Source organism: Streptomyces sp. NPDC052225 (genome assembly GCF_040679615.1).
Taxonomy (GTDB): domain Bacteria; phylum Actinomycetota; class Actinomycetes; order Streptomycetales; family Streptomycetaceae; genus Streptomyces.
On sequence record NZ_JBFAVD010000023.1, the window covers coordinates 22,174 to 48,317 of the forward strand.

Consider the following 26,144-nt stretch of genomic DNA (forward strand, 5'->3'; position numbering starts at 1 on the left):
TCGGCGTGTACGCCGTCGCCTGCGCTGTCACCGTCGTCGCACTCGGCGAGACCCTCTGGCGCGGCGTCGACGACCGGGGCGTCGCCCTCGCCTTCGGTGTGCTCGTCGCCGTGGGCGAGCTGGCGCGCTGGGGCGGCGGCGGGGACCGGGAGCCGGCGCCGCTCGGGGCCGCGGGCGCACTGGCGTACGCGCTGCTCGGCACGGCGGCGGGGCAGCCCACGCACCACGGCGTGGGGCAGGTCGTGACCATCGCCGTGGCGGGCGCGCTCGTCGGCTGCGTCCCGCACGTCGCCCGCGGCAAGGGGCCCACGCTCGACCACATGGCACGGCGGGTGCTGACCGTGGGGTTCGCCGCCGTGTGCTTCCAACCGCTCTACAACCAGGGCAAGTTGGAGGAGTGGCTCGGCGACGGAGCGCCCTACGCGCTGCTCATCGCCGGGCTGCTCGCGCTGACCGCGCTGTGCGACGCCGTGCTCGCCGCGGCCATGGTGCACGCCCGCACCCGGTGGCCGTTCGGCCCGCTCCTGCGCGACGAACTGCGGGCCATGCTCGGCATCGGGTCCGCCGTGTGCGCGACGGGGGCCGTGATGGCGCTCGCCGTGGCCGTCGCCGGGCTGTGGGCGCTGCCCGTCATCAGCCTGCCGCTGCTCCTGACCCAGCTGGCGTTCCGGCGCTACTCCGCCGTGAAGGCCACGTACCGCCAGACGATCGCCTCGCTGGCCCGCGCCACCGAGATCGCCGGGTACACCCCGCACGGGCATGCCCTGCGGGTCGCGGCGCTCAGCCGTGCCGTCGGACGTGACCTGGGGCTTTCCGAGCCCGACCTGACCGTCCTGGAGTACGCGGCCCTGATGCACGACATCGGGCAGCTCTCCCTGCTCGACCCCGTCGCCGAAGGGGCCACCGCCGTGCTGCCCACCGCCCAGCAGCGGCGGATAGCGCTGCTCGGCGGCGCCGTCGTCCGGCAGACCGGGGTGGACGCCCAGGTCGCCGTCGTCGTCGAGCGGCAGGCCGATCCGTACCGGGAGCAGCCGCTGCCCGCACGGATTGTGCGGACAGCGAACGCGTACGACGAGATGTCGAGGGAACAGGGCCCTCAGGGGCCGCTCACGGCCCTGGAGCGACTGCGCCTGGCCACGGGCCGCGACTACCAGCCGGAGGTCGTGGAAGCGCTGGCCAGAGTGGTCGCCCACCCGGGTCTGCGCCTAGGGTCGGCTGGGTAACCCATGGGTAATGAGCGGGCGTCCGACCGTACGTGGTTGGATGCGAAGAAGCCCACAAAAGAGGCGCGCCCGGGGGGCACGGGCCTCGAGTATCGGCAGGCAGGAATCGTGAGGATCTTCGGCAAGGGACGGCACCGGCCCTCCGCCTCGTGGCGGCAGGCCACAGACCGCGCGTTCACGCTGATCGGCGACGGTCGGTACGAGGACGCGGGGGCTCTGCTGACCCGCGCCGCCGACCTGGAGCCCTGGCTCTCGGAGTCCTGGTTCAACCTCGCGCTGCTGCACAAGTTCCGGCACGACTGGGAGCAGGCGCGCACCGCCGGGCTGCGGGCCGTCGCCCTGCTCGACCGCGAGGCCGGCGCTCCCGACTGGTGGAACGTGGGTATCGCCGCCACCGCCCTCCAGGACTGGCCGCTGGCCCGGCGGGCCTGGCAGGCGTACGGGCTGAAGGTGCCGGGCGGCGCCGCGGCCGCCGGGGAGCCGACCGGGATGGACCTGGGCAGCGCCGCGGTGCGGCTCTCGCCCGAGGGTGAGGCCGAGGTGGTGTGGGGGCGCAGGCTGGACCCCGCGCGTATCGAGGTGCTGTCCATTCCGTTGCCGTCGTCCGGGCGGCGCTGGGGCGAGGTCGTTCTCCACGACGGGGTGCCGCACGGCGAGCGGACGACCGCGGCCGGGCACTCGTACCCCGTGTTCGACGAGATCGAGCTGTGGGCGCCGTCGCCGGTGCCCACATGGGTTGTGCTGCTGGAGGCCGCCACCGAAGCCGACCGGGACGCGTTGGAGCGGCTTGCCGCTGATGCGGGGTTCGCCGCGGAGGACTGGTCGTCGTCCGTGCGGTTGCTGTGCCGGATGTGTTCGGAGTCGCGGATGCCGTCCGACGAGGGTGACGGGGAGCATCTGGATCCGCATGATCACAGTGAGCCGGGGCATCCCGGGCCGCTGGGGCATGTGACGGATGGGCAGTTGTGGGTGCCGGAGCGGGAGTGCGGGGTGGCTGCGCCGGCTTCGCTGGTTCGGGGGCTGTTGGACGGGTGGGTCGCGGACTCGCCGGATTCCCGGGACTGGCGGGATCTTGAAGAGGTGTGTTGAGGTGCGTTGCCGACCGCGGATCGTGGGGGTTGCTCGCGCAGTTCCCCGCGCCCCTGGTCAGCTGATCTCCCCGTACCCTGGTAGCTAGAACCCCGTTTTCCCAGGAAGGCTTACGTCCGTCATGGCCCAGCAGGACACCGATCAGCAGCACGCCGGCGTGCTCCCCGTCGACGACGAGGGCTTCGTCGTCGACACCGAGGACTGCGAGGCGCGTGAGGCTGCCTACCGGGAGCGCGGGACGTCGCGGCCGATCACCGTCGTCGGGAACCCGGTGCTGCACAAGGAGTGCAAGGACGTCACCGAGTTCGACGACGAGCTGGCCAAGCTCGTGGACGACATGTTCGCCAGCCAGCGGACCGCCGAGGGCGTGGGTCTCGCCGCCAACCAGATCGGTGTGGACCTGAAGGTCTTCGTCTACGACTGCCCGGACGACGAGGGCGTGCGGCACACCGGCGTCGTCTGCAACCCCGTCCTCCAGGAGCTGCCCGCCGAGCGGCGTCGGCTCGACGACTCCAACGAGGGTTGCCTGTCCGTGCCGACCGCGTACGCCGAACTCGCCCGCCCCGACTACGCGGTGGTCACCGGGCAGGACGAGAAGGGCAACGCGATCACCGTGCGCGGCACCGGCTACTTCGCGCGCTGCCTCCAGCACGAGACGGATCACCTGTACGGCTACCTGTACATCGACCGGCTCTCGAAGCGCGAGCGGAAGAACGCGCTGAAGCAGATGGAGGAGGGGACGCCGCGCTACGAGGTGGTCCCCAACAGCTGAGCCCAGAAGGCCTGTTGAGCGCCGAGCGGCGCCTGGTACGGATGTTTCCGGCCAGGCGCCGCTCTGCTGTCTGCCCGAACGCGCCCGCACACACCCGCGTACGCCCGCGTGTGCGAACAGGATCGGCCGTCAGAGATCCATATTCGGTCATGTAAGGGGACGAATCAGGTGCCCGGGGGTAGTGAGGGGAGCAAATCCGTTCCCAGAACGGTCAGTTGTAGTGCTGAATAGAAAGTGCGGGGATACGCAACGGCGCGCGCCCGGCACCGCGGGAGGGGCGTACGCCACCAGGCGGCAGAGAGGGGTTTTTCGTGCCTGCTTATCCACACACAGCGGTCCCACCGGCGCTGGCGCTACCGGTGATCGAGGACGCGTTTCCTCGCAATCTCCATCCGTATTGGCCCAAGCTCCAGGAGAAGACGCGCTCCTGGCTGCTCGAAAAGCGGCTGATGCCCGCCGACAAGGTGGAGAAATATGCCGATGGCCTGTGCTACACGGACCTGATGGCGGGCTACTACATTGGTGCACCCAACGACGTGCTCGCCGCGATCTGCGACTACAGCGCGTGGTTCTTCGTCTGGGACGACCGACACGACCGCGACGTGATCCACGGAAGGACGGCGAGCTGGCGGCGGCTCGCCGTCCAGCTCCACGCGGCCACCGAGGCCCCGGAGCTTCACCTGGACCACAAGGACCCCCTGGTGGCGGGGTTCGCGGACAGTGTCGCGCGGCTCTACGGCTCCCTCGGCCGGTCCTGGAACGCCCGGTTCGCGCGCCACTTCCACGTGGTGATCGACGCGTACGACCAGGAGTTCCGCAATCGCATGGCGGGGACGGTGCCCACCGTCGACGAGTACATAGCCCTGCGCAGGAACACCTTCGCGCACTGGATATGGCTCGACCTGTTGGAGCCGACCGCGCAGTACGAACTCCCCTCGTGGGTGCGGAAAAACGAGGCATTCGTACGGGCGGCGCTCGCCTGCCAGGATTTCGCCGCCTGGTACAACGACCTCTGCTCGCTTCCGAAGGAGCTCGCGGGAGAGGAATTGCACAACCTCGGGATAAGCCTCATCAAACATGAGGGGATGTCCCTCCAGGAAGCCGTGACGGAAGTACGGAAAAGGGTCGAGGGAACCATTCAGGAATTCCTCGTGGCGGAGGCCGAGGTGGAGCAGCTCGCGGTGGTGACGGAGAATGTCGGACCGCACGGGGCAGAACTCGCGACGGCCATCAGGTCGTGCATCGGAAATATGCGGAACTGGTTCAGTTCCGTGTACTGGTTCCACCACGAGTCCGGCCGCTACGCGGTCGACAGCTGGGACGACAGGGCCACACCGCCCTACATCTGTGACGAACAGCCCGACCAGGTGGGTGAGTGCGCATGACCGTCGAATCGACCCTGCCGGCCCCGGCCGCCGGCGCAGGACCCGGACAGCTGCCGCCGCCCGCCCCCGGCGGCGCGCCGCTCCTCGGCCACGCCTGGAACCTGCTGCGCGACCCGCTCGGATTCCTGTCCGGGCTGCGCGACGGCGGCGACGTCGTACAGCTGAGGCTCGGACCGAAGACCGCGTACGCGGTGTGCGACCCCGAGCTCGTCGCGACGCTGCTCAAGAGCCCGGACTTCCTGGTCGGCGGGCCTCTGTGGGAGACCATGGGCGTCCTGCTCGGCAAGGGGGTGGCGACCAGCAACGGACCGCTGCACCGGCGCCAACGACGGGCGATCCAGCCCGCGTTCAGGATGGACCGGATCCATGAGTACGCGACGGTGATGGAGGAGGAGGCGCGCGCGATGGCCGCGCGCTGGAGCGACGGACAGACCGTCGACATCACCGCCGAGGTGTTCCGCACGGCGACCCGGGTCGTGGCGCGTTCGGTGCTCCAGGTCGACTCGATCGACGAGCGGGCCGACCGGCTCAGCGCGGCGCTGCACACGGTCTTCGAAGGCCTGTACCGGCGGATGATCCTCTCCTTCGGCCCGCTCTACCGGGTGCCGTCGCCCGCCAATCGGCGATTCGACAGCGCCCTGGCCGATTTGCATCGCCTGGTCGACGAGATCATCGCCGAACGACGGGCCGAGGCCGCTTCGGGAACCAATCCGGACGACCTGCTCGCGGCATTGCTCGCGGACCGCGACGAGAATGGTGAACCCGTCAACGAACAGGAGGTGCACGACCAGGTCGTGTCCCTCGTCGTCGCCGGTGCCGAAAATGTGGCGAAGACCCTGACTTGGGCTTTCCAGCTTCTCGCCGAACACCCCGAGCACGAAAGGCGGTTGAGCGCTGAACTTGAATCCGTCACGGGTGGCCGGCCGGTTGCTTTCGGCGACCTCAAAGAACTCGCATATATGCGGAATCTCATCACCGAGTCCATGCGGATACGGCCCGCCGTATGGATATTGACGCGGCTTGCCGCCGTCGATACGACGCTCGGCGGGTACCGCATTCCGGCCGGGTCCGACATCCTCTACAGCCCGCTGGCCATGCAGCGCGACCCGCGCGCGTTCCGTGACCCGCTGGTGTTCGACCCCGACCGCTGGCTGCCCGAGCGCGCCGCGGACGTCACGCCGGCGGCGCACGCGCCGTTCAGCGTCGGCAACCGCAAGTGCCCGGGCGACCACTTCAGCATGGCCGAACTGGCGCTGATCCTGGGCACGGTGGTGGCCGAGTGGCGCCTGGTGCCGACCGCGGAGACGGACGGCACCGCACGCATCGGCATCACGCTGCAGCCGCGGCGGGCGCTGCTCCGGGTCGAGGCCAAGTCACGCGGCTGACCGCACCCGGAAGGTCCTCCTGAAGGCGTTGGGGGTCGTCCCCAGCGCCTTCATGAACTGGTGGCGCATCGCCGCCGCGTTCCCGAACCCGGCGCGGTAGGCGATCGCGTCCACCGTCTCGTCCGTGCCCTCCAGCAACTCCTGGGCGAACAGCACCCGTTGGCGCAGCAGCCAGCGGTACGGGGTCGTGCCCGTCTCCTGCTGGAAGCGGCGGGCGAAGGTGCGCGGCGACATGTGCGCCCGCGCCGCCAGCTCCTCCACCGTCACCGCATCCCCGAGATGCCGCTCCATCCAGACGAGCACGTCGCCCACGGTGTCGCAGCGCGTCGCGGGCAACGGCCGCTCCACGTACTGCGCCTGGCCGCCGTCGCGGTGCGGCGGCACCACCATGCGGCGCGCGATGGCGTTGGCCACCTCGGCGCCGTGCTCCGTGCGCACGATGTGCAGACAGGCGTCGATGCCGGCGGCCGTGCCCGCGGAGGTGATCACCGGGCCCTCGTCCACGTACAGCACATCGGGGTCGACCCGTGTGCGGGGGAAGCGGATCGCGAGGTCGCGGGCGTAGCGCCAGTGCACCGCGCACCGGCGGCCGTCGAGCAGTCCGGCCTCGCCGAGCACGTACACGCCGGAGCAGACGCTGAGGACGCGCGCGCCGCGGTCCACGGCTCGGCGCAGCGCGGCGAGCAGCTGGGGCGGATAGCCCTCGCGGTGCCCGCCGGCCGCCGGTATCGCGATCAGGTCGGCCTCCTCCAGGCGGTCGAGCCCGTACGGCGTCGAGACCGTCATACCGGGGACGTGCGTGGACAGGGTCGGCCCGTCGACGGAGACCGCCGCGAAGTCGTACACGGGCAGTCCGTCCTCGCTCCGGTCGAGGCCGAACACCTCGCAGACGACGCCGAGTTCGAAGGGGTGCACACCGTCGAGCAGTACGGCGGCCACGTTGTTCAATGTCGCGTTCGGCATGTCTGCCAGTGTGCCGCAGGCTTGGCAGTAATTCGAGGGTCAGTGACAGTCCTGCCACTGCCGCGCGGTGCCGTCCGGCGCGAAAGTAGAGGCATGAACACAGCGATGAACCTCCTCACCGTCCTCTTCGTCTTCCTCCTCCTCGCCGCCCCCTCGCTGTACGGGACGGCCCACGACCGCCGGATCGACCGGCAGATCCGGGCCGCCCGCGCCGCGGACGAGCTTCGCGCCCGCTACGAGCGCGTCGCCTGACCCGGCCGCCGGCCCACGGCCAGCAGATGGGAGTTCGCGACCAGCAGCTCCGGGTGCGCGTCGGCGACCCGGGCCGCCGCGAGCGCCGACGCGGACAGTGCGCTCTCCACCGGGAGTTGCCGCCCGGTCGCGGTCTCGGCGGCCTTCACCAGCGCGTCGCCGGGCCCCTCCACCCCGTACAGCACGCAGTCGGCCAACCCGGCCTCCCGTACCTCCGCCGCCAGATCCTCCGCCCGGTGAAAATAGGCGAAGGTGAACTCCCGCCCCCTCGTTCAGCCCGGTCGCGAGGACCCGCCCCGACCGGTCCTCCCGCCCGTCGAGATGCAGCCGCCCGTGCGATACGTGGTCGAAGAGCGCCGCGTACCGCTGGATCCCGGCGACCGCGACCACCCCGCCGGGCCGCACCACGCGTAGCGCCTCGGCCAACACCTGCTGCCGGTCGGCGAGTTCGGGCAGGTGGTACATCGGCCCGAGCAGCAGCACGACGTCAAACGAGGCATCGCCCGCGCTCAACTCCCGCGCGTCACCCACCTCGACGCTGCACCCGGCCCCCGCGGCCTCCCGCACATGCCGCTCCACGGGGTCGACGAGATGCACCCGGTACCCGTCCTCGACGAGCCACCGCGCATGCGCGCCCGGACCACCGCCGACGTCGAGCACGGCGGCCGGCGCGGCCGGCAGATGCCGTCTCAACAGCTCCTGCGTACGCAGCAGTTCGAGGGCTCCGGAGGCGGACGAGGTGAGGCGGGCGTGCTCGTCGTAGCGGCTGGTGTAGTAGGTGAGGACTTCTTCTGCCGGCTGGAGTGCTGTCATGCCCGGCAAGTGTGACGAAGGGGCGGCGCCCGACGCATACGAATATCGCCGGGCACCGCCCCCACAGGGCAAGGCTCAGAAGTCCTCGTCGAAGCCGACCGAGCCCTCCACCGCGACCTGGTACGCCGACGGGCGGCGCTCGAAGAAGTTGGTCAGCTCCTGGACACCCTGGAGCTCCATGAAGGAGAAGGGGTTCTCGGAGCCGTACAGCGGTGCGAAGCCGAGGCGCTGGAGGCGCTGGTCGGCGACGCACTCCAGGTACTGGCGCATCGACTCGGTGTTCATGCCCGGCAGCCCGTCACCGCACAGGTCGCGCGCGAACTGCAGCTCCGCGTCGACCGCCTCGCGCAGCATGTCCGTCACCTGCGTGCGCAGCGCGTCGTCGAAGAGGTCCGGCTCCTCCTTGCGGACCGTGTCGACCACGTCGAAGGCGAAGCTCATGTGCATCGTCTCGTCGCGGAACACCCAGTTGGTGCCGGTGGCGAGGCCGTGCAGCAGGCCCCGGCTGCGGAACCAGTAGACGTACGCGAAGGCACCGTAGAAGAAGAGGCCCTCGATGCACGCGGCGAAGCAGATCAGGTTGAGGAGGAAGCGGCGGCGGTCCGCCTTGGTCTCCAGACGGTCCAGCTTCTCGACCGAGTCCATCCACTTGAAGCAGAACTCGGCCTTCTCGCGGATGGAGGGGATCTCCTCGACCGCGTCGAAGGCCGCCGCGCGGTCCTCCGGATCGGGCAGGTAGGTGTCCAGGAGCGTCAGGTAGAACTGGACGTGCACGGCCTCCTCGAAGAGCTGGCGCGAGAGGTAGAGCCGCGCCTCCGGGGAGTTGATGTGCTTGTAGAGCGTCAGGACCAGGTTGTTCGAGACGATCGAGTCGCCCGTCGCGAAGAACGCGACCAGGCGGCCGATCATGTGCTGCTCGCCGGGCGTGAGCTTGGCCAGGTCCGCGACGTCCGAGTGGAGGTCGACCTCCTCGACCGTCCACGTGTTCTTGATGGCGTCGCGGTAGCGCTCGTAGAAGTCCGGGTAGCGCATGGGGCGCAGGGTCAGTTCGAAGCCCGGGTCGAGCAGGTTCTTCTCGGAGGAAGTGGTCATTACTGGCAGGCCTCGCAGGACTCGGGGTTTTCCAGGGAGCAGGCGACCGCGTCAGTCGCTTGTACGGGCACGCGGGCCGCGGCCCGCGCGATGCGCGTCGCGGGGCGTGAGCGCAGGTAGTACGTCGTCTTCAGGCCCGACTTCCAGGCGTACGCGTACATCGAGGAGAGCTTGCCGATGGTCGGCGTCTCCAGGAACAGGTTCAGGGACTGGGCCTGGTCGAGGTACGGGGTGCGGGCCGCCGCCATGTCGATGAGGCCGCGCTGCGGGATCTCCCACGCCGTGCGGTACAGGGCGCGGACCTCTTCGGGGACCCAGGTGAAGCTCTGCACCGAGCCGTTGGACTCGCGCAGCGCCTCGCGGGTCTGGGCGTCCCAGACGCCGAGTGCCTTGAGCTCCTCCACGAGGTACGAGTTGACCTGGAGGAACTCGCCGGACAGCGTCTCGCGCTTGAAGAGGTTGGAGACCTGCGGCTCGATGCACTCGTAGACACCGGCGATGGAGGCGATGGTGGCCGTCGGGGCGATGGCGAGGAGGAGGGAGTTGCGCATGCCGACAGCGGCGATACGTTCCCGCAGCGCGGCCCAGCGCTCCGGCCAGGCCGGCTCGACGCCGTAGTGGTCGGGGTGCAGGACGCCGCGCGCGGTACGGGTCTTCTCCCAGGCGGGCAGCGGACCGTTGCGCTCGGCGAGGTCGGCCGACGCCTCGTACGCGGCGAGCATGATGCGCTCGGCGATGCGCGTGGAGAGTGCGCGGGCCTGCGGAGAGTCGAAGGGCAGGCGCAGCTTGAAGAAGACGTCCTGGAGGCCCATCGCGCCGAGGCCGACCGGGCGCCACTTCGCGTTGGAGCGGCCCGCCTGCTCGGTCGGGTAGAAGTTGATGTCGACGACGCGGTCGAGGAAGGTGACGGCCGTGCGGACGGTCGCGTCGAGGCGTTCCCAGTCGATGTCCTGGGAGTCGGTGTCCACGAACGACCCGAGGTTGACCGAGCCCAGGTTGCAGACCGCCGTCTCGCCGTCGTCCGTGACCTCCAGGATCTCGGTGCACAGGTTCGAGGAGTGGACCGTGTGGCCGGGCTCGGCGGTCTGGTTCGCGGTGCGGTTGGCGGCGTCCTTGAAGGTCATCCAGCCGTTGCCGGTCTGCGCGAGGGTGCGCATCATGCGGCCGTACAAGTCCCGCGCGGGGATGGTCTTCCGGGCCTTGCCGTCCGCCTCGGCCTTCCGGTACGCGGCGTCGAACTCCTCGCCCCACAGGTCGACCAGCTCGGGCACGTCGGCGGGGGAGAAGAGGGACCAGTCGGCGCCCTCGTTCACCCGGCGCATGAACTCGTCCGGGATCCAGTGCGCGAGGTTGAGGTTGTGGGTGCGGCGCGCGTCCTCACCGGTGTTGTCGCGCAGCTCCAGGAACTCCTCGATGTCCGCGTGCCAGGTCTCCAGATAGACGGCCGCGGCTCCCTTGCGGCGGCCGCCCTGGTTCACGGCGGCGACCGACGCGTCGAGCGTCTTGAGGAACGGCACGATGCCGTTGGAGTGCCCGTTCGTGCCCCGGATCAGCGAACCGCGCGAGCGGATGCGGGAGTACGAGAGGCCGATGCCGCCGGCGTGCTTGGAGAGACGGGCCACCTGGTGGTAGCGGTCGTAGATCGAGTCCAGTTCGTCCAGCGGGGAGTCGAGCAGGTAGCAGCTCGACATCTGCGGGTGACGGGTGCCGGAGTTGAACAGGGTGGGGGAGGAGGGCAGGTAGTCGAGGCGGCTCATCAGGCCGTAGAGCGCGGCCACTTCGTCGAGCGCCCGGGTGGAGTCGTCCTCGGCGAGACCGGCGGCGACGCGGAGCATGAAGTGCTGCGGCGTCTCGATCACGGACCGCGTGATCGGGTGGCGCAGCAGGTAGCGACTGTGCAGGGTGCGCAGCCCGAAGTAGCCGAAGCGGTCGTCGGCCGTCGTGTCGACGAGTGCGTCGAGGCGCGTGGCGTGTACGCGGACGAACTCGGCGGTGCGGTCCGCGATCAGGCCCTCGCGGTGGCCGACGGCGACCGACTCGGTGAACGAGGTGACGCCCTGCGAGGCGGCCTCGGCGGCGATGGAGAGCGTGAGCAGGCGCGCGGCGAGCCGGGAGTAGGCCGGGTCCTCGGAGATGAGCCCGGCGGCGGCCTCGGTGGCGAGTTCGCGCAGCTCGGACTCGTCGGCCCGGGCGGAGCGGCCGCGCAGCGCGGCGGCGGCCACCCGGCCGGGGTCGGCGTCGGGGAGGTCGGCGGTCAGCTCGGTCAGCGTGCGCAGCAGCACGGTGCCGGGGGCATCCGCCTCGGCCACGACTGAGGCAGGATCAGCGGGCGCGATGGTCACGTGGGGGCTCTCCCTCGCTCGGCTCGGGGCCAGGCGGGGGTGGAGTGGCTCGGGCGCGCACGCACGGCGGCACCGTCGTCACCGGCCCGATCCGCGAGGCCCGACGTCGTCGACGCCCGGCCGGACGGCTCGGGCGTACCGTCGACAGGTCTTCGGACTCACGCAGACGCTTTATGTACGCCTACGTTCACCGTTGCGGGACAGTTCCGGAATTGCACCGGATTCCCCTGTGGCGACAGCGAGAGCGAGCATACATGTTGTGTCGGGTCGCTGCGGCAGGCCCACATCTTGTGTCGGCCCGCCGCGGGCGGCGGTGGCGCGTCTGTCAGGCCGTCAGATCCAGGGCGTAGGCGAGGAGCGTGACCTCGGGCACCGGAGCCCAGTCCCGTGCGGGGGCGCGGCGGAAGCCGACACGCTCGTAGAGGCGGTGCGAGGCGGCGGCCACGGGCTGCGTGGACAGGACGACGGCCGAGCGGCCCGCCGCCCGGGCCCGCTCGACGACGGCCCGCACGAGCGCCTCGCCGACGCCCTGCCCGCGGGCCTCCTTCGCGACCGCGAGCATCCGGAACTCGGCCTCGCCGGGGCGGGCGATCTCCGCGTACGGGTGGTCGTGCGCGGGCACGTACGTGACGCCGCCGAGCACGGTCCCTGCCGCGTCCACGGCGACCAGCACCTCGGACTCGCGCGCCCGGCGCCCGACGTCCCGCAGCTCACCGGCGTACCAGTCGCTCTCCCCGAACGCGAGCAGCCCGCTGTCCAGGTAGGCGGCGGCGCTGAGTTCACCGAGCGGCGCGAAGTCCGCGGGCCGTACGCTCCGCACGAGCGGGCTCATACGGTGCCCGGCCGCTTCAGGAGCGCGTCGACGAAGTCCTCCGTGAAGTTGCGCGGGCCGGTGCCGAGGGCGACCCGGCCGCGGTGCTGGGTACGGGCGTTCACGAGCGGCGACTCGACGTAGTACTCCCGGGGGTAGTCGGCGTCGTACGGGATGAACACGGTCTTGCCGCGGGTGAGTTCGGAGGCGCACTCGACGACGACCGTGCCCTCGGCGGCGGTGATGAACGACTCGTCCGCGCAGACGCCGACGGCCAGCGGGTCGTGCAGCGGGCAGCCCTCGTCGGCGCGGTAGGCGTTGAGGTAGAAGCTCATCAGGCGGGCGGTGAGCGCCATGTCGTGGCCCGCCTCCTCCAGGATCTCCAGCTCCTTCGCGCCGAACCGCCAGCCGTGCGTCGCGTCGAGCCCGACCATCGTGTAGCGGATGCCGGAGGAGACGACGAGGTCGACGGCGTCCGGGTCGGCCCACGCGTTGAACTCGGCGACCGGTGTGATGTTGCCGGGCACATCGGCGGCGCCGCCCATGAAGACGAGGTGCTTCACGCGGCGGGCGAAGCCGGGGTCCTCGCTGAGCGCGAGCGCCACATTGGTGAGCGGTCCCGTGGCGCACACGGTGAGCTCACCCTCGTACTCGCGCGAGAGGCGAAGGAGCGCCTGCGTGGAGGACTCGGTCTGCTCGGGCGCGGTCGAGTCGGGCAGCACCTCGGTGCCGAGCCCGGCGGCGCCGTGGAACTCGCCGGCCGCCGAGTACGGCAGCCGGGTCAGCGGGCGTCCCGCGCCGCGGTGCACCGGGACGCCGCCGTCGATGCCGAAGGCGCGGGCGAGGGCGCGGCCGTTGCGGAAGGTCTGCTCGGAGGGGACGTTGCCGCCGACGGTCGTGTACGCCTTGAGGTCCCACAGGCCCGTGCCGAGGAGGTACTGGAGCGCGACGGCGTCGTCGATGCCGGGGTCGCTGTCGAGGACGATGGGAGCGGGCATGGAGGTTCCTCCGATGGCGGGACAGTGGTCAGGGACACCGTAATGCGACAAGCCCCTCCGGAAAGGAGGGGCTTGTCGGGGACGTGCGAGGGGGGTCAGTGACCGGCGTCGACTCCGACGGCGGGCAGCTCGACCTTGACGCCCTTGTCACCGGCGTCGGCGGTGTAGTCCGCCGGCGACGTCTCGTCGATGCCCTCGGGGGCCTTCACGGCCTTCAGTACGAAGGTCAGCACGACGGTGACGACGACGTTCAGGACGAACGCGGTCAGGCCGATGTAGCCGATCTCGCCGATGCCGGGGATCTCCTTGGCGGAGCCGCCGAAGTGCTTCTGCGTCGGCGAGGCCACCCCGTACGCGGCGAGCGTGCCGTACACCATGCCGACCGCCCAGCCGGCGAGCAGCGCCCACCGGTGGAACCAGCGGGTGAACAGGCCGCCGACGAGCGCCGGCATGGTCTGGAGGATCCAGATGCCGCCGAGCAACTGGAAGTTGATCGCGACGGTCTTGTCCATGGTCAGGACGAAGGCGAGCGCGCCGACCTTCACCAGGAGCGAGACCAGCTTGGAGACCTTGGTCTCCTGCTCGGGCGTCGCGTCGGGCTTGATGAAGTCCTTGTAGATGTTGCGGGTGAACAGGTTCGCCGCCGCGATGGACATGATGGCGGCGGGCACGAGCGCGCCGATGCCGATCGCCGCGAACGCGACGCCCGTGAACCAGTCCGGGAACATGTCCTCGAACAGCTGCGGAATCGCCAACTGCCCGTTCTGCACCTTGACCCCGGCCGCGATCGCCATGAAGCCGAGCAGCGCGAGCAGGCCCAGCATGAGCGAGTAGAGCGGCAGGATCGTGGTGTTGCGGCGGATGACCTCGCGGCTCTTGGACGACAGGGTCGCCGTGATCGAGTGCGGGTACATGAACAGCGCGAGCGCCGAGCCGAGCGCGAGCGTCGCGTACGTCCACGTCCCGGTAGAGCCGGGCGCGAGCGCCCCGACGGGCTTCTCGGTCGCGGGGTTGATCTGCGAGAACTTCTCGCCCGCCGCGGCGAAGATGTTGTCGAAGCCGCCGAGCTTGATCGGGATGTAGATGATGGCGACCGCGATGACGATGTAGATCAGCGTGTCCTTGACGAACGCGATCAGCGCGGGGGCCCGCAGACCCGACGAGTACGTGTACGCGGCCAGCACGCCGAAGGCGATGAGCAGCGGCAGGTCCTTGACGAACCAGTTCGTGTTCTCGCCGCCGCCGACGCCGAGGACGTCGAGCACGGCCTGGATGCCGACGAGTTGGAGCGCGATGTACGGCATCGTCGCGAGGATGCCGGTGACGGCGACCGCGAGCGAGAGGCCCTTGGAGCCGAAGCGCCCGCGCACGAAGTCGGACGTCGTCACGTACCCGTGCTTGTGCGAGACCGACCACAGGCGCGGCAGGAACGTGAAGATCAGCGGGTAGACGAGGATCGTGTACGGCACCGCGAAGAAGCCGGAGGCGCCGGCCGCGTAGATCGCCGCGGGCACGGCGACGAAGGTGTACGCGGTGTAGAGGTCGCCGCCGAGCAGGAACCAGGTGATCCAGGTGCCGAACGAGCGGCCGCCCAGGCCCCATTCGTCGAGCGAGTCGTTCTCGGCCCGGCGCCAGCGCGCGGCGAGGAAGCCCATGACCGTGACGGCCAGGAAGAACAGGATGAAGACGGTGAGTGCGACACCGTTGACGCCGTCGTTCACGCCTGGCTCCCCGAGGACTTGCGGCCGCGCTGGTCACGCCGCCACAGCTTGTACGCGATCATCGTGAGCGCGGTCGAGATGAGGACCCAGAGCATCTGGTACCAGTAGAAGAACGGGATGCCGATGAAGGTCGGGTCGATCTTCGCGTACGAGCTGACCCAGAGCATCGCCACGAACGGTGCGACCAGACACAGTGCAATGATCACGCGCACCGGTGTGACCACCGGTTGTCTCACTTCAGGCGCATCGGACATTTCGCGGCTCCGTCCCCTCGCTCGTCCCACTTATCTCATGCTTAACGTGCGGGAAATCTAAGCGAGAGTCTCGATCTATGGAACCCCTGTCCGCATAACGGACGCGCCTCTGTCAGGTCTCGGTACGGGGCTCAACAGCAGCGGAAACCCTGCCGGGGATCCGATTCCTGACGGTCCGTCCGGCTTCGCTCGAACTCGCGCCGCGAGGGCACGGACGCCCCCGGGTGCGTCTGCCTGAGGTGCGCGACATACCGCTCGTACGTGCTCTCGTCCGTCAACTCCCGTACGAACCACCGCACATACCTAGCCACCCGCAGCACTGCCGACGCCGGCATCGCGCGCCTCCTGCCTCTCTTGCTGGGTCGGGATCAGCCCGGCCGGCGCGACCAGCGCGGACTCCACGTACGGCGCCTCGCTCAGCTCGGACGACCGAGGGTCGCGTACGTGCTTGATGCATACCCGCGTCGCGTCCGCGACGACCACGACGACGAGCAGGGCGAGCGCGGCCGAAAGGACGCCGTCCACCGTGGAGTTGGTGACGACGGTGTGCATGTCGTCCATGGTCCTGGCGGGCGGCAGGACCTTCCCCGCGCTCGGCGGGCGTGGCCCGTTTCGCGTCGACCTTGAGGACCTTGTAGGCGATGAACTCCGCGTAGAAGCGGTACGCGATGGCGTACGAGCCGAGCGCCGCGGCCACCATCCAGGCGGCGGAGACCTCCTCGCCGCGGGCGAGCGCGAGCACGGACCAGCCGGCCGCCGCCACGAGGGCGACGAGGGCCCACAGGGCGATGGTGCGAGGGGTTGTGGTACGCACGTGGGCGTCCTCCCGTCCATGCGGCGACGGGAGGACCGTAGGGCAGAAATGTGATGTGCGCTACACCGCGAACAGGCGTGGCCGTACGGCGAGTTGGGCCTGCATTCAGTCCATCGGACGCTTGCGCCGCGCCACGCTGTGCTGTCCCGGGGGGGGGGCAACCCCCGGGCCCCCGGCCGGGAACGTCTCAGTCCATCGGACGCTTGAGCCGCGCCACGAACTTGTAGCGGTCGCCGCGGTACACCGACCGCACCCACTCCACCGGCTGGCCCGAGCCGTCGATCGAGTGGCGGGAGAGCATCAGCATCGGCAGGCCCACGTCGGTGCCGAGCAGGCCGGCCTCGCGCGGGGTGGCCAGGGACGTCTCGATGGTCTCCTCGGCCTCGGCGAGGTGCACGTCGTAGACCTCGGCGAGGGCCGTGTACAGGGACGTGTACTTGGCGAGCGAGCGGCGCAGCGCCGGGAAGCGCTTGGCCGAAAGGTGCGTGGTCTCGATGGCCATCGGCTCGCCGCTCGCCAGGCGCAGCCGCTCGATGCGCAGCACGCGCCCGCCGGCCGTGATGTCGAGCAGCCCGGCGAGGGTGTCGTCGGCGGTGACGTACCCGATGTCGAGGAGCTGCGAGGTCGGCTCAAGGCCCTGCGCCCGCATGTCCTCGGTGTAGGAGGTGAGTTGGAGGGCCTGCGACACCTTGGGCTTGGCGACGAAGGTTCCCTTGCCCTGGATGCGCTCCAGGCGGCCCTCGACGACCAGCTCCTGAAGGGCCTGGCGCACGGTGGTGCGGGAGGTGTCGAACTCGGCGGCGAGGGTGCGCTCGGGCGGCACGGGCGTGCCCGGCGGGAGCGTCTCCGTCATGTCGAGCAGATGCTTCTTCAGGCGGTAGTACTTGGGCACGCGCGCGGTACGGACGGGTGCCCCGCTCTCGTTCTCCGCACTGCTGACGTCGGTGCTCATGCTCCGCCTTCCGGCTCCGGTGCCGATGCGGCCGACGTACCCATCGGCCACGGCTCACATCGTGGCACGGCTCGCTCCGCGGGACTCCCCGCACGCTCCGTGATCCCTCCTTATACCGTCCGGTGACCGTCTGGTCTAGTCCACCTGGCCGTCTTCCTGTGACGTCCGGAAGGCCTCAACACCCTTGCCCCGACCGGCGGGTGTCGTTCCGATAACGGACGCACAGCCCTTTCCCGGCCACCCTTGACACGCCTATTGGTCTGGGCCAAGCTCCCGGTACTGGTCTACACCATTAGTGGCCAGGTCCCAGTCCCACCAGCCGTATCCGCGTACGTTTCACGTACTCGCCGTATGTCATCGCTGTGGGTGGGGGGTTGCAGGCATCCCTGAGGAGGGTGACATGAAGCGCAAGCTCATAGCGGCCATCGGCGTCGCGGGCATGCTGGTCTCGATCGCGGCCTGTGGCAGCGACGACAAGGACAGCGGCAGCAAAGCCGGTCCCGACAGCTTCAAGGGCGAGACGCTGACGGTCTGGGCGATGGACGGCTCCACGCCGCCGAACTGGACCAAGGACCTGACGGCCGCCTTCGAGAAGAAGACGGGCGCCAAGCTGAAGTTCGAGACCCAGAAGTGGGACGGCATTCAGCAGAAGATCACCACCGCGCTCTCCGAGTCGACCCCGCCGGACGTCATCGAGGTCGGCAACACGCAGACGCCGGCCTACGCGGCCACCGGCGGCCTCGCCGACCTGAGCGACCTGAAGAAGGAGATCGGCGCCGACTGGACCGAGTCCGTCTCCAAGTCCTCGGTCTACGAGGGCAAGCAGTACGCCGCCCCGTGGTACTTCGCCAACCGCGTCGTCGTCTACAACAAGAAGATCTGGGCCGAGGCCGGGATCAAGGAGACGCCGAAGACGCGCGACGAGTTCTACAAGGACCTCGAGACCATCGGCAAGAAGACCAAGGCCGAGCCGCTGTACCTGCCCGGTCAGAACTGGTACTTCTTCGACGGCCTGACCATCGGCCAGGGCGCCGACCTGGTGAAGAAGGAAGGCGACAAGTACGTCTCCAACCTGGATGACCCCAAGGTCACCAAGGCCATGGAGATCTACAAGAAGTACGCCTCCTACTCCAAGGCCCCCAAGGACAAGGACGAGGCCACCCCGCAGCAGGCCGAGGTCTTCGCCAAGGGCAACGTCGGTGCCTTCATCGGCATGGGCTGGGAGGGCGGCACCGCCGTCGCGGCCAACAAGAAGATCGAGAAGGACCTCGGCTACTTCACCATCCCCGGTGAGACCGCGGACAAGCCCGAGGGCGTCTTCCTCGGCGGCTCGAACTTCGCCGTCGCGGCGGGCAGCAAGAAGCAGGAGCTCGCCAAGGAGTTCCTGAAGATGGCCCTCTCCGACAAGTTCGAGGGCGCGCTCGCCAAGGAGAGCGGCGTCATCCCGAACAAGCAGTCCCTGGAGTCCAACCTCAAGGGCAACGCCGTCGCCGAGGCCGCCGCGCCCGGCGCCGCGGTCGGTGGCACCACCCCGCTGATCCCCGAGTGGGCCGCGGTGGAGAACACCCCGAACCCGATCAAGAACTACATGACGTCCGTGCTCAACGGTAAGTCGCCCGCTGCGGCCGCCAAGGCGGTCGAGGGCGAGATCAACAAGCGCCTCGCGCAGAAGAACTGATCACCCTCGGCCGGGGGCGCTCCCTGACGGGCGCCCCCGGCACAGGCGTGTCGACCGTACGCGTCGACTGTTCGGTACGGCCACGGAAGAGATGGCGAGTCATGTCAGTGCAGACCGAAGGCACGGGCACGGCCGGGGTGACCGGTGTCCGCAAGACCGAGGCGCCGCCGCCGCGCAGGCCGGCGGGCTCCGGTGAGAAACGAGGCAAGGGCGCGTCCGCCCCGTACCTCCTCCTGCTGCCCGCCCTGGTGGCCACGGCGATCCTGCTCGGCTGGCCCCTGGTCAAGAACGGCATGCTGTCGTTCCAGAACCTCAACCCACGGCAGCTGATCCTCCACCTGACCGAGTGGAACGGGATCGACAACTACAAGGAAGTCCTCGGCAGTTCGGACTTCTGGAAGGTCGTCGAGCGCACGGTGATCTTCACCGCGGTCAACGTGGTGCTGACCATGGTGTTCGGCGCCCTCGTCGGCCTGCTGCTCGCCCGGCTCGGCAAACGGATGCGCCTGCTGCTGCTCTTCGGCCTGGTGCTCGCCTGGGCCATGCCGGTACTGGCCGCCACCACGGTCTTCCAGTGGCTGTTCGCCCAGCGGTTCGGCGTGATCAACTCCGTGCTCGACTCGCTCGGCTGGCACTCGATGGCCGACCACAACTGGCTCGGCACCCAGATGTCCACGTTCTCCGTGGTCACCCTCCTGATCGTGTGGCAGTCCATCCCCTTCGTGGCGATCAACCTCTACGCCGCCACGACCACCATCCCCAAGGAGCTGTACGAGGCCGCGTCGCTGGACGGCGCCGGCGGCTGGAAGTCGTTCACCTCGGTGACCTTCCCGTTCCTCAAGCCGTTCCTGCTGGCCACGACCTTCCTCGAAGTCATCTGGATCTTCAAGGCGTTCCCGCAGATCTTCGCGATGAACGAGGGCGGCCCCGACCGGCTCACCGAGACCCTGCCGATCTACGCCTACATCGAGGGCTTCGGCAACCAGCACTTCGGCATGGGCTCCGCCATCGCCTTCCTGACCATCCTGGTGCTGCTCGTCCTGACGTCGTACTACCTGCGACTCGTGATCAAGCAGGAAAATGAAGAGGAGTCCGGGCTGTGAAGCGCTCGATCTTCGGCCGCCTGTGGCCCAACGTGACCGCGGTCGCCCTCTTCGTGGTCTTCGCGTTCCCCGTCTACTGGATGTTCGCCACGGCCTTCAAGCCGACGAACGACATCATCACGGACGACCCGGTCTGGTTCCCCACGAACATCACGTTCGACCACTTCGACAAGGCCGTCCACGCCGACCACTTCTGGACGCTGGTGCGCAACTCGCTCACCGTGACCGTCCTCGCCGTGGTCTTCTCCCTCGTCATCGCGCTGTTCGCGTCGTTCGCCCTGGCGCGCATGCGGTTCAAGGGCCGGCGCGGCTTCCTGATCGTCTTCATGATCGCGCAGATGGCCCCGTGGGAGGTCATGGTCATCGCGATCTACATGCTGGTCCGCGACAACGACATGCTGGACAGCCTGGTCCCGCTCACCGTCTTCTACATGATGATGGTGCTGCCCTTCACGATCCTGACGCTGCGCGGCTACGTCGCCGCGGTGCCCAAGGAGCTGGAGGAGTCCGCGATGGTCGACGGCTGCACCCGGCCGCAGGCCTTCGTCAAGGTGATCTTCCCGCTGCTCGCGCCGGGCCTGATGGCCACCTCGCTGTTCGGGTTCATCACCGCCTGGAACGAGTTCCCGCTCGTCCTGATCCTCAACAAGGCCGTCGAGAAGCAGACGCTGCCGCTGTGGATCTCCCAGTTCCGCACTGCCTTCGGTGACGACTGGGGTGCGACGATGGCGGCGTCCTCGCTCTTCGCCGTCCCGATCCTGATCCTCTTCGTCTTCCTCCAGCGCAAGGCCGTCAGCGGTCTCACCTCCGGCGCCGTGAAGGGATAACCCCTCCTGATGACGACACTCGCAACCGGCACGGACACTCTGACGCGGGACGCGCTCACCGTCCTGCAGCCCGGCTTCACGGGCACCACCGCCCCCGACTGGCTGCTGCGGCGCCTGGGCGAGGGCCTGGCCTCGGTCGGCCTGTTCGGCCGCAACATCGCCACGCCCGGCCAACTGGCGGCCCTCACCGCCCAGTTGCGGGCCGAGTGCGGCGACATCCTGGTCGCGATCGACGAGGAGGGCGGCGACGTCACCCGCCTCGAAGTCCGTACGGGCTCCTCGTTCCCCGGCAACCACGCGCTGGGCGCCGTCGACGACCTCGCCCTGACGCGGGACGTCGCCTCCGAACTGGGCCGCCGCCTCGCCGAGTGCGGGGTCAACCTCAACTGGGCGCCGTCCGCGGACGTCAACGCCAACCCCGACAACCCGGTGATCGGCGTGCGCTCCTTCGGCGCGGACCCGTCGCTGGTCGCCCGCCACACGGCCGCGTACGTCGAGGGCATGCAGTCCGCCGGCGTCGCCGCCTGCACCAAGCACTTCCCGGGGCACGGCGACACCGGCGTGGACTCGCACCACGACATGCCCCGCATCGACGTCGGCCTCGACGTCCTGCACGCCCGCGACCTCGCCCCGTTCCGCGCGGCGATCGAGGCTGGCTCGCGGGCGGTCATGAGCGCGCACATCCTGGTCCCGGCCCTCGACCCGGACCGCCCGGCGACGCTCTCGCGCCGCATCCTGACGGGCCTGCTCCGCGAGGAGCTGGGCTACGACGGGCTCATCGTCACCGACGGCATGGAGATGCAGGCCATCTCCGCGACGTACGGGATCGAGCGCGGCAGCGTCCTCGCCATCGCGGCCGGCGCCGACGCCATCTGCGTGGGCGGCGGGCTCGCCGACGACGAGACGGTGACCCGGCTGCGCGACGCCCTCGTCTCCGCGGTCCGCGCGGGCGAACTCTCCGAGGAACGCCTCGCGGACGCCGCCGCCCGGGTGCGGGAGCTGGCCCAGTGGACGGCCCTGCCACGCGCCGCCGTGTCGTCGGGGGGCGCGGTGGACACCGAGGTCGGCCTGGTCGCGGCGCGGCGTGCGGTCCGGGTGACCCGTGGCGAGCACACCCCGCCGGTGACGGGCCCGGTGCACGTCGCCGCCTTCTCGCCGGTGGCCAACATCGCGGTCGGCGACGAGACCCCGTGGGGCGTCGCCGCCGAACTGGAACGCCTCCTGCCCGGCATCACCACCGGCTCCTACACGGGCCCGGACGCCGGCACCGCCGCCCTGGCCGCGGCCGGCGACCGGCGCATCGTGACCGTCGTCCGCGACGAACACCGCCACGCCTGGATGTCCACGGCGCTCGACACCCTGCTCGCGGCCCGCCCCGACACGGTGATCGTCGAAATGGGCGTGCCGCAGGCCCCGCCCCGCGGCGCCGTGCACATCGCCACGCACGGCGCGGCCCGCGTCTGCGGTCTGGCGGCGGCAGAGGTCATCGTCGGCGGCTGACCGGCGCCTGCGAGCTGCACCTACGACTGGTGCCGGTCACCCCGGGCGGGGGTGACCGGCACCTTTACGTCTCCGGACTCTGCCTCTGCCGTGGAGGGTGCCCGGTCGCCCGGGCACCTGGGGCCTACAGGCCCTGCCACTCCGGCTTGTTGGCGTACGTGTGCCGGAAGTAGTCCGCCAGCTTCAGTTTGGACGCGGCCGCCTCGTCGACCACGACCGTCGCGTGCGGGTGCAGCTGCAACGCCGACGCCGGCACCACCGACGCCACCGGGCCCTCGACGGTCGCCGCCACGGCGTCCGCCTTGCCCTCACCCGTGGCGAGCAGCACCAGGTGCCGGGCCTCGAGGATCGTCCCGATGCCCTGCGTGATGACGTGCCGCGGCACCTGGCTCAGGTCCCCGTCGAAGAACCGCGCGTTGTCCGCGATCGTCTGCTCGGTCAGCGTCTTGATCCGGGTCCGCGACGCGATCGACGAACACGGCTCGTTGAACCCGATGTGCCCGTCGGTCCCGATCCCGAGCAGCTGCAGATCGACACCCCCGGCCGCGGCAAGCGCCTGGTCGTACGCCACACAGGCCGCCTGCACGTCCTCCGCGCTCCCGTCCGGCCCCATGAACGCCGCCTCGCTCAGCCCGAGCGGCTCCACGACCTCGCGCAGCACGGTCGCCCGGTACGACTCCGGGTGCCCGGTCGGCAGGCCCACGTACTCGTCGAGCTGGGCGATGCGCGCCGCCGACGCGTCGACCTCACCGGCGCGCACCTTGGCCGTCAGGGCCTGGTAGATGGGCAGCGGGGTCGAGCCGGTGGCCACACCGAGCAACGCGTCGGGCTTGCGCCGCAGCAGCTGGGCCATGGCCTCGGCGATCAGCTCGCCACCTGCCTTGGCGTCCGGAACGATCACAACTTCCACGCTGGGCCTGCCGTTTCTGGTCAGAGGGGACTGGAAGGGAACGTGTGGTATAGACCAATCTAGCAGAGCGTGACCCTCCCGGTCAGGCCCTCCACGCCCTCACTGTGTGCATCCCGTGCGGTCCACTGGCTCCATGCTCGACGCTGGACGGGGGGTCGGCATGTCGGGGAGCGGCGGGCGGCGGGCAGGGAGCAGGGAGTACGGGGAGCACGGGGCGCGCGGGGTGCCGGCGCGTGCCGGCGGGGAGGTGCCCCGGCGTCCGCCCCCGTCCACTGGGCGAAGCGCGCCCGGGGCCGCCACAGTGGAAGGTGCCCGGATCGCCCGCCCCGGTCCGCCCCCGGCACCGGGCCCGCGTCCCCCATCGGAGGTGCCCGCATGACCGCCACGCCATCCGCTCCCGACCCGCAGGCCCATCCGCAGCGCCGGCCGCCGGAGTCCTCGGAGCCGACGGAGTCGCTGGATTCCTCGGAGCCGGGGCGGTCGCTGGGGGAGGAGCGGCCCGGGCGGATCATGGTCCGGGAGATTCGGGAGCAGCCCGACGTCCTGCGCCGCCTCCTCGACTCCGGCGCCCCGCGGATCCAGGAGGTCGCCCGTCAGGTCGCCGCCCGCGCCCCGCGCTTCGTCCTCCTCACCGCCCGCGGCACCTCGGACAACGCCGCCCTCTACGCCAAGTACCTCCTGGAGATCCAGCTCGGTCTGCCCTGCGGCCTCGCCTCGATGTCCACCACGACGGCCTACGGCGCCCGCCCCGATCTGCGCGACGTCCTCGTCATCACCGTCAGCCAGTCCGGCGGTTCCCCCGACCTGGTCGCCTCGACGAAGGCCGCCCGCGAGGCCGGCGCGATCACCCTGGCCGTGACCAACAACCCGGACTCCCCGCTCGCGGCCGTCTCCGAGCACCACATCGACATCATGGCCGGGCCGGAGAAGGCCCTGCCCGCGACCAAGACGTACACCGCGTCCCTGCTCGCCCTGTACCTCTTCGTCGAAGGACTGCGCGGCGGCGACGGCTCCGCTGCCGCCGTCCTGCCCGATCTCGCGGCCGCGCTGATCGCCCGCCAGGACGAGGTCCGCACCCTCGCCTCCCGCTACCGCTTCGCCGAGCGCATGGTCATCACCTCCCGTGGTTACGGCTATCCGACCGCCAAGGAAGCGGCCCTGAAGCTGATGGAGACCAGTTACATCCCCGCCCTGTCCTACTCGGGCGCCGACCTGCTGCACGGGCCGCTCGCCATGGTCGACAACATCTCCCCGGTCATCGCCGTGGTCACCGACGGCAGGGGTGGCCTCGCCCTTCAGCCCGTGCTCGACCGGCTGCGCGGCCGCGGTGCCGACCTCGTGGTCATCGGGCCCCAGGCCCAGGTGGACGCGGCCTCGGCCGGCTTCGTGCTGCCGACCGCCGGGGTGGCGGAAGAGGTGCAGCCCGTCCTGGAGATCCTGCCGCTGCAACTGCTCGCGTACGAGGTCACCATCGCGCGCGGGCAGGACCCCGACGCCCCGCGCGCGCTCGCGAAGGTGACGGAGACGCGGTAGCGGGGGCCGATCGGCGGTCGGCCCGCCCCGTCAGGGCGGTGACGGGCCCGTCAGACCAGCGAACCTCCCGTCGCGTCGACCCACTGGCCCGTCACCCACCGCCCGTCCGGCGACGCCAGGAACGCCACCACGTCGGCTATCTCCGCCGGTGTCCCCACCTTGCCGAGGACCGAGAGGGCGGCGGCGCCGGCCCATGCCTCGTCGCTCGCCCGCAGCCACTCCGCGTTCACATCCGTGTCGACGATCCCCGGTGCCACCGTGTTCGCCGTGATGCCGCGCGGGCCGAGCACCCGGGCCAGATAGCGCGTGAACACATCGAGCGCGCTCTTCGTCATCGCGTACGGCATGAGGTCGGGGAGAATCGTGGTGCGGGCGGCGCCGGACGAGATGTTGATGATCCGGCCGCCCTCGCGCAGCCGCGGGGCCGCGAGCTGGGCGAGGAAGAACGGGGCCTTGGTGTTGACCGCGAGGAGACGGTCGAACTCCGCCTCGTCGATCTCGCCGAAGGCGCTGGACGTCCCGATCCCCGCGTTGTTCACCAGGATGTCCAGGCCGTCCGCCCGCCCGTCGAACTCCTCCCACACCCTGTGCGCCGCGCCCGGCTCGGCGAGGTCCGCCCGGATCTCGAACGCCGAACCGCCCGCCGCCTCGATCGCGGCCACCGTCTCCTTCGCCGCCACCTCGTTCGACCCGTAATGCACCGCGACCCGCGCCCCGTCCCGGCCCAGGCGCTCGGCGATGCCCCGCCCGATGCCCCGGCTCGCGCCCGTGACCAGTGCCGTCCTGCCCGTGAGTACGCCCATGACGTCGCCCCTTCCCCTCCGTGCGGCGGCCACGGCTCACCCGTGGCCACAAATCTGTAGCGCTCGTTATGAAAATGACCGTAGCGCACACCCGTCCCGGTTTTCTAGTGGGCGCTATAGAATTCACCCCATGGCGACCAAGCAGCGCGGGCGGCCCCGCTCCTTCGACCGGGAGACCGCCCTGGAGAAGGCCATGCGCGCCTTCTGGGAGAACGGGTACGAGGCGACCTCGGTCTCGGACCTGACCCGCGAGATGGGCATCGGCGCCCCGAGCCTGTACGCCGCCTTCGGCGACAAGCGCTCGCTGTTCGAGGAGGTCGTGCGGGTCTACGGCATCACCCACGGCGCAGGGCCCGGCCGCGCCCTGACCGAGGAACCCACGGCGCGCGCGGCGGTCGAGCGCCTGCTCCGCGAGGCGGCCGACGAGTTCACCGACCCCGATCATCCGCACGGCTGCCTCGTCATCCACGCCGCGACGAACTGCACGACCCCCGAGGTCGAGCAGACGCTGCGGGATCAGCGCAACGCCAGCCTGGGCGCCATCGAGGACCGGATCCGCCAGGGCGTCGCCGCCGGGGAGCTGCCCTCGCGCACCGACGCGACGGCGCTCGCCCGCTTCGTCGGTGCCGTGTTCCAGGGCATGTCACAGCAGTCGCGGGACGGTGCGAGCCGGGCCGAGCTCGAAGCCGTCGCCGCGGTCGCGATGACGGTCTGGCCGGCAAATGAACCGGCCCTGCACGGCACGCGTGAGTGAGGGCGTACGTTGGAGTAACCGTGGGCGGTTGTCGGAGGAAGCGACGACAACAAACCTCCGTCGATGCATGGACATCGGAGAATGGTCTAGTCCACAATGCGTAACTGAGACCTCCGCCCTCCCCGCACAGGAGGACGGACAGAGGACCCGTCGCTCTCTGCCCTGACTGC

At 70.2% G+C, this 26,144-nt stretch carries 23 protein-coding genes, 3 pseudogenes and 1 riboswitch; of the genes and pseudogenes, 12 read left to right on the forward strand and 14 right to left on the reverse strand.

Annotated elements, in window-relative coordinates; translation table 11 throughout:
• The first annotated feature begins 5 nt into the window (after positions 1-5).
• The 5 genes from AB0L37_RS28430 to AB0L37_RS28450 all read left to right on the forward strand — a co-directional run bounded on the left by AB0L37_RS28430 (position 6) and on the right by AB0L37_RS28450 (position 5,854).
• The gene (locus AB0L37_RS28430) at positions 6-1,223 is read left to right on the forward strand and encodes an HD domain-containing protein (RefSeq protein ID WP_365511639.1); all 1,218 of its coding nucleotides are present in this window, start codon (positions 6-8) and stop codon (positions 1,221-1,223) included.
• Between the two features lie 108 nt (positions 1,224-1,331).
• Positions 1,332-2,312 carry a hypothetical protein gene (locus AB0L37_RS28435; RefSeq protein WP_365511343.1) on the forward strand — a complete coding sequence of 327 codons (981 nt, stop codon included), beginning with the start codon at positions 1,332-1,334 and terminating at the stop codon, positions 2,310-2,312.
• Between the two features lie 121 nt (positions 2,313-2,433).
• A complete protein-coding gene (gene def, locus AB0L37_RS28440) occupies positions 2,434-3,084 on the forward strand; it encodes a peptide deformylase (protein ID WP_365511346.1) in 651 nt (216 codons plus the stop codon).
• Positions 3,085-3,443: 359 nt separating this feature from the next.
• Complete coding sequence (locus AB0L37_RS28445; RefSeq protein ID WP_365511349.1) at positions 3,444-4,469, forward strand: multidrug MFS transporter; 1,026 nt, start codon at positions 3,444-3,446, stop codon at positions 4,467-4,469.
• Entirely contained in the window at positions 4,466-5,854 is a 1,389-nt protein-coding gene (locus tag AB0L37_RS28450) for a cytochrome P450 (protein ID WP_365511352.1), read from the forward strand. Before AB0L37_RS28445 ends, AB0L37_RS28450 begins: the two co-directional genes overlap by 4 nt.
• Here the strand turns inward: AB0L37_RS28450 and AB0L37_RS28455 are convergent.
• On the reverse strand, positions 5,843-6,817 hold the full coding sequence (locus tag AB0L37_RS28455; RefSeq protein ID WP_365511355.1) for a helix-turn-helix domain-containing protein: 975 nt from the start codon (positions 6,815-6,817) through the stop codon (positions 5,843-5,845). The genes AB0L37_RS28450 and AB0L37_RS28455 overlap by 12 nt on opposite strands.
• Positions 6,818-6,910: 93 nt before the next feature.
• Here AB0L37_RS28455 and AB0L37_RS28460 point away from each other — a divergent pair, with 93 nt between their 5' ends.
• Entirely contained in the window at positions 6,911-7,069 is a 159-nt protein-coding gene (locus tag AB0L37_RS28460; RefSeq protein WP_365511358.1) for a hypothetical protein, read from the forward strand.
• Here the strand turns inward: AB0L37_RS28460 and AB0L37_RS28465 are convergent.
• The 11 genes and pseudogenes from AB0L37_RS28465 to AB0L37_RS28515 all read right to left on the reverse strand — a co-directional run bounded on the left by AB0L37_RS28465 (position 7,051) and on the right by AB0L37_RS28515 (position 16,866).
• A pseudogene (locus AB0L37_RS28465) lies at positions 7,051-7,882 on the reverse strand (class I SAM-dependent methyltransferase). The gene AB0L37_RS28460 and the pseudogene AB0L37_RS28465 overlap by 19 nt on opposite strands.
• Positions 7,883-7,957: 75 nt before the next feature.
• The gene (locus tag AB0L37_RS28470; protein WP_365511361.1) at positions 7,958-8,974 is read right to left on the reverse strand and encodes a ribonucleotide-diphosphate reductase subunit beta; all 1,017 of its coding nucleotides are present in this window, start codon (positions 8,972-8,974) and stop codon (positions 7,958-7,960) included.
• The gene (locus AB0L37_RS28475; protein ID WP_365511364.1) at positions 8,974-11,316 is read right to left on the reverse strand and encodes a ribonucleoside-diphosphate reductase subunit alpha; all 2,343 of its coding nucleotides are present in this window, start codon (positions 11,314-11,316) and stop codon (positions 8,974-8,976) included. Before AB0L37_RS28475 ends, AB0L37_RS28470 begins: the two co-directional genes overlap by 1 nt.
• A gap of 147 nt (positions 11,317-11,463) precedes the next feature.
• Positions 11,464-11,543: riboswitch (cobalamin riboswitch) on the reverse strand.
• A gap of 98 nt (positions 11,544-11,641) precedes the next feature.
• Entirely contained in the window at positions 11,642-12,148 is a 507-nt protein-coding gene (locus tag AB0L37_RS28480) for a GNAT family N-acetyltransferase (protein ID WP_365511367.1), read from the reverse strand.
• Positions 12,145-13,125 carry a nucleoside hydrolase gene (locus AB0L37_RS28485; protein ID WP_365511370.1) on the reverse strand — a complete coding sequence of 327 codons (981 nt, stop codon included), beginning with the start codon at positions 13,123-13,125 and terminating at the stop codon, positions 12,145-12,147. The genes AB0L37_RS28480 and AB0L37_RS28485 overlap by 4 nt, the downstream gene beginning before the upstream one ends.
• Positions 13,126-13,220: 95 nt before the next feature.
• Positions 13,221-14,846, reverse strand: a complete 1,626-nt coding sequence (mctP, locus tag AB0L37_RS28490; RefSeq protein WP_365511373.1) for a monocarboxylate uptake permease MctP — start codon at positions 14,844-14,846, stop codon at positions 13,221-13,223.
• Positions 14,843-15,100 (reverse strand): DUF3311 domain-containing protein, encoded by a 258-nt coding sequence (locus AB0L37_RS28495; protein WP_365511376.1) that lies wholly within the window; start codon positions 15,098-15,100, stop codon positions 14,843-14,845. Before AB0L37_RS28495 ends, mctP begins: the two co-directional genes overlap by 4 nt.
• Before the next feature lie 131 nt (positions 15,101-15,231).
• On the reverse strand, positions 15,232-15,435 hold the full coding sequence (locus AB0L37_RS28500; RefSeq protein WP_365511379.1) for a YbdD/YjiX family protein: 204 nt from the start codon (positions 15,433-15,435) through the stop codon (positions 15,232-15,234).
• Positions 15,404-15,688 (reverse strand): annotated as a pseudogene (locus tag AB0L37_RS28505) (carbon starvation protein A); the annotation flags it as partial. The gene AB0L37_RS28500 and the pseudogene AB0L37_RS28505, both read right to left, overlap by 32 nt.
• 58 nt (positions 15,689-15,746) lie before the next feature.
• Positions 15,747-15,800, reverse strand: a pseudogene (locus AB0L37_RS28510) (hypothetical protein); the annotation flags it as partial.
• A gap of 301 nt (positions 15,801-16,101) precedes the next feature.
• Positions 16,102-16,866 (reverse strand): GntR family transcriptional regulator, encoded by a 765-nt coding sequence (locus AB0L37_RS28515; protein ID WP_338700315.1) that lies wholly within the window; start codon positions 16,864-16,866, stop codon positions 16,102-16,104.
• Between the two features lie 400 nt (positions 16,867-17,266).
• On the opposite strand from AB0L37_RS28515, the gene AB0L37_RS28520 reads away from it, so the two are divergent.
• The 4 genes from AB0L37_RS28520 to AB0L37_RS28535 all read left to right on the forward strand — a co-directional run bounded on the left by AB0L37_RS28520 (position 17,267) and on the right by AB0L37_RS28535 (position 21,974).
• On the forward strand, positions 17,267-18,544 hold the full coding sequence (locus AB0L37_RS28520) for an extracellular solute-binding protein (RefSeq protein WP_365511382.1): 1,278 nt from the start codon (positions 17,267-17,269) through the stop codon (positions 18,542-18,544).
• Between the two features lie 107 nt (positions 18,545-18,651).
• Entirely contained in the window at positions 18,652-19,647 is a 996-nt protein-coding gene (locus AB0L37_RS28525; protein ID WP_365511642.1) for a sugar ABC transporter permease, read from the forward strand.
• Entirely contained in the window at positions 19,644-20,474 is an 831-nt protein-coding gene (locus AB0L37_RS28530) for a carbohydrate ABC transporter permease (protein ID WP_365511385.1), read from the forward strand. Before AB0L37_RS28525 ends, AB0L37_RS28530 begins: the two co-directional genes overlap by 4 nt.
• A 9-nt stretch (positions 20,475-20,483) precedes the next feature.
• Positions 20,484-21,974 carry a glycoside hydrolase family 3 protein gene (locus AB0L37_RS28535; RefSeq protein WP_365511388.1) on the forward strand — a complete coding sequence of 497 codons (1,491 nt, stop codon included), beginning with the start codon at positions 20,484-20,486 and terminating at the stop codon, positions 21,972-21,974.
• Positions 21,975-22,098: 124 nt separating this feature from the next.
• Here the strand turns inward: AB0L37_RS28535 and nagB are convergent, their stop codons facing one another.
• Positions 22,099-22,884 (reverse strand): glucosamine-6-phosphate deaminase, encoded by a 786-nt coding sequence (nagB, locus tag AB0L37_RS28540; RefSeq protein ID WP_365511391.1) that lies wholly within the window; start codon positions 22,882-22,884, stop codon positions 22,099-22,101.
• 510 nt (positions 22,885-23,394) lie between these two features.
• Here nagB and AB0L37_RS28545 point away from each other — a divergent pair.
• The gene (locus AB0L37_RS28545; RefSeq protein ID WP_365511645.1) at positions 23,395-24,417 is read left to right on the forward strand and encodes an SIS domain-containing protein; all 1,023 of its coding nucleotides are present in this window, start codon (positions 23,395-23,397) and stop codon (positions 24,415-24,417) included.
• A gap of 50 nt (positions 24,418-24,467) precedes the next feature.
• Here AB0L37_RS28545 and AB0L37_RS28550 read toward each other — a convergent pair whose 3' ends face one another.
• Positions 24,468-25,220, reverse strand: a complete 753-nt coding sequence (locus AB0L37_RS28550) for an SDR family oxidoreductase (protein WP_365511394.1) — start codon at positions 25,218-25,220, stop codon at positions 24,468-24,470.
• Positions 25,221-25,350: 130 nt separating this feature from the next.
• Here AB0L37_RS28550 and AB0L37_RS28555 point away from each other — a divergent pair, with 130 nt between their 5' ends.
• Entirely contained in the window at positions 25,351-25,974 is a 624-nt protein-coding gene (locus AB0L37_RS28555) for a TetR/AcrR family transcriptional regulator (RefSeq protein ID WP_365511397.1), read from the forward strand.
• Positions 25,975-26,144 lie beyond the last annotated feature (170 nt).